Origin of the sequence: Microcoleus sp. OTE_8_concoct_300, from assembly GCF_031383065.1 — a bacterium.
Classification (GTDB): domain Bacteria; phylum Cyanobacteriota; class Cyanobacteriia; order Cyanobacteriales; family Microcoleaceae; genus Microcoleus.
Genome location: NZ_JANMZH010000209.1, coordinates 1 through 2496, shown reverse-complemented (window position 1 = coordinate 2496; position 2496 = coordinate 1). Strand labels below are relative to the sequence as shown.

The 2496-nt window shown below is 40.5% G+C and carries 5 protein-coding genes; all 5 read right to left on the bottom strand.

Features of this window, described 5'->3' with window-relative positions:
- Positions 1-174: 174 nt before the first annotated feature.
- Positions 175-492, bottom strand: coding sequence for a hypothetical protein (locus tag ACUVJL_RS10305; RefSeq protein WP_445245754.1), 318 nt, complete (start codon positions 490-492; stop codon positions 175-177).
- A 124-nt stretch (positions 493-616) separates the two neighbouring features.
- A complete protein-coding gene (locus ACUVJL_RS10300; RefSeq protein ID WP_445245753.1) occupies positions 617-994 on the bottom strand; it encodes a hypothetical protein in 378 nt (125 codons plus the stop codon).
- Positions 995-1365: 371 nt separating this feature from the next.
- Entirely contained in the window at positions 1366-1893 is a 528-nt protein-coding gene (locus ACUVJL_RS10295; protein ID WP_445245752.1) for a hypothetical protein, read from the bottom strand.
- A gap of 1 nt (position 1894) precedes the next feature.
- Complete coding sequence (locus ACUVJL_RS10290) at positions 1895-2182, bottom strand: hypothetical protein (protein WP_445245751.1); 288 nt, start codon at positions 2180-2182, stop codon at positions 1895-1897.
- 9 nt (positions 2183-2191) lie between these two features.
- Positions 2192-2329, bottom strand: coding sequence for a hypothetical protein (locus ACUVJL_RS10285; RefSeq protein ID WP_445245750.1), 138 nt, complete (start codon positions 2327-2329; stop codon positions 2192-2194).
- Positions 2330-2496: the final 167 nt, after the last annotated feature.

Sequence of the window (2496 nt, the reverse complement as noted above, 5' to 3'; positions counted from 1 at the left end):
AAATCAACAGCTTGATTCTCAATAGGTACGAAAATAAAAGCTTTCAGGGTTTCTTAATAAGAATGGATATTTGATGATTATTCGATCAAATGGTTACACCGTATAGGTTTTACTGCTTTTCACATGACCTGAATCCTTACGTAAGAATTCTGGGAGCGACCCAGATATGCGCTATTAAAATGTTATATAACCAAATTGTTGATTTGCTAGCTCAACAACTTTCTGAATTAGTTCATCTCTTTTTGCCTCAAATTCAGCATGAGGCAGTTTGACATAGCGATAAACTGTTGAGTCTGACCATCGGTTTTCATAGTCATCTCCTTCATCGCCACTCATCACTACAATCTCAATTGACGTAGTTTTTGGCCATCTGGTAATTTGCAGATGATACTCGTTAAAATCATCCTGACTATTAAGTCGGTAATTTTCTTTCGTATATTTTACCAGTTTGCCATCTTTGCTTTTCCAAGTACCATGTTCTATGTCTACCATTATTTAATTCTCCATCTCAAACCCTCACAAGCGAAGCAAAATCTTACTTTAACTATTACTAGAACATTACTAAAAACGTTACTAGAACAAGAAACAATAAACAAGAAACAAGTCGGCATTGCTGTTATATCAACCACCAATTTAAAGAGTCAATCAATTTGGTAGCTTTGTTGATTACCTGAGTAACGATCGATTTGGTAATAATTTGAGTATTGGACAAACCTAATTCAGAAACAGCGTCAAGACAAGCACTTTCCCAAACACTTTCCTTGGTTGTATAGAGTTTGATTGGAGTTAAACCGATCGTCACATACTTTTGTCGAGAAAAACAAACTAATTTCGCTGCGTTACCTGGTAAAAATTGAGGGGCAACGACTTCATGACTAACTTCACAAGGTAAGAGCTGTCCTTGATCATTAATCCATGAAGCCTCTTCAGTTACTGAACAAATTCTTAGTAGGTTTTCGACTTCTTGAGGTATTGAAAAATCTGGGCTGTGCATAATACGATCGATCCGCTAACAATACTTTACGGCGAAGCTTATAAATTTGCTTGCTAAGTAAAGAATAGCCTTAAAATCAAATAATATTGATTCTAAAAGTGAGGAAATATGGGCGAAGCGATTCTTTGCTGATTACCTGAATGATCATGATAAAAATTCCTTGAGTGCTGAGGAAACCCAGAGGCTAACTCACGAAGTACAGGATTTGATGAATCAGGAGCGATCCTCTTCGAGGGCTTCGCTAACGCCGGGAGTTGTATTAGAACGCGCTTGACGGGCGTTACTCCCGTCATTGCGCTGCTGACTCTATACCTTAGCTATACCTGGACTGGGCAACTTCGGATATACCTTGGGTATACCTCGGCTATACTTCATCTGTCGTTGCCGAGTCGAGAGCAAACTTTGCCATTCTTGAAACCGAGTCCATGACCGGGACAAACCCTGTCGCAGCCATCGATCGAACTGGGAAAAGTTTTATACCCCTGATGCGGACAGATATCATCGACCAAAATGTGATTTTGGTAAGCTTCCTCTAAATCAGGCATGAAATTGTAATAGGAACCCATGAACGGCATTTCTTTGAGGCAAACCATCTTTTTCAGGAATGGTTTATTAATCACGTCCTCGTCAAGTTGAACCCGAGATGGCCAAGCATCAGGGGTTCTATAAATTGAATAGCTGACCTCTTGAATTAATTTGTCAGACCAGAATCGGTAGTCATAGTGCAGATGCAGCTTAGGAAACTGAATGATTTTTGCGTCGGAGTGCGGTTCATAGGGCAATATCGGTAAAACTGGAAACAATCGATACTGTCGGTGCATTGAACTGAACAGAATGCTCGACACACAGCGAACTAAGGCTACCTGTCCGATCGATACTTCATCAAGTTGAGTTTTCATACTACCAATCCATCATTCTGCAAACAGATTCCCAATCGCGATCGATTTCTTCAGCAGTGAGGTGCGCGACACAATCCGCTAAGTAAGCGGTACTGCCAATGCAAAATTCCTTTCGTCCCTCTGGGCGATCGAATGGTCGAAAATTATCTTCAAATTCACATTCGGCTTCAGCGATGGCTCCGGCAAAATCATCTTCTACTTTTTCAGGGCAATTAACCACCCAAACCGCTTGAGCTGGATCAGGTTTGGGTTTTCCTGCCAGAGACATCCTTAGCTGTTTCAAATTCATGGTTTTTCCTCAAACATTTTGTAATTCAATAGTTTCCAAATAGTCAGATAAGCGGTCAAATGGCTGAAGGTCAGCAACAGAAATTTGTACAGTATCGCCGTGGATATCAGCAGCGGAGAGAAAGCCTAAAAGTTTGACTTTATCCAATGAGTCTGGTAATTCAACAAAGATATGTAAGGATTCAGGTCTGAAAAATGGGAATGAGTTCAGGCCGAGCCAAGTCACAAGAATGGGCAGAAATAGCCTCACGGAAAAAAGTCATTACTGAACGAGCTGGAAAACGACAAGTTTGAATCACACTCAATAGATCAGCC

What these genes read in the sequence shown, in the direction of transcription:
- ACUVJL_RS10295 (WP_445245752.1), bottom strand. Translation starts at nt 1,893, where the DNA reads ATGAAAACTCAACTTGATGAAGTATCGATCGGACAGGTAGCCTTAGTT.
- ACUVJL_RS10300 (WP_445245753.1), bottom strand. Translation starts at nt 994, where the DNA reads ATGCACAGCCCAGATTTTTCAATACCTCAAGAAGTCGAAAACCTACTA.
- ACUVJL_RS10290 (WP_445245751.1), bottom strand. Translation starts at nt 2,182, where the DNA reads ATGAATTTGAAACAGCTAAGGATGTCTCTGGCAGGAAAACCCAAACCT.
- ACUVJL_RS10305 (WP_445245754.1), bottom strand. Translation starts at nt 492, where the DNA reads ATGGTAGACATAGAACATGGTACTTGGAAAAGCAAAGATGGCAAACTG.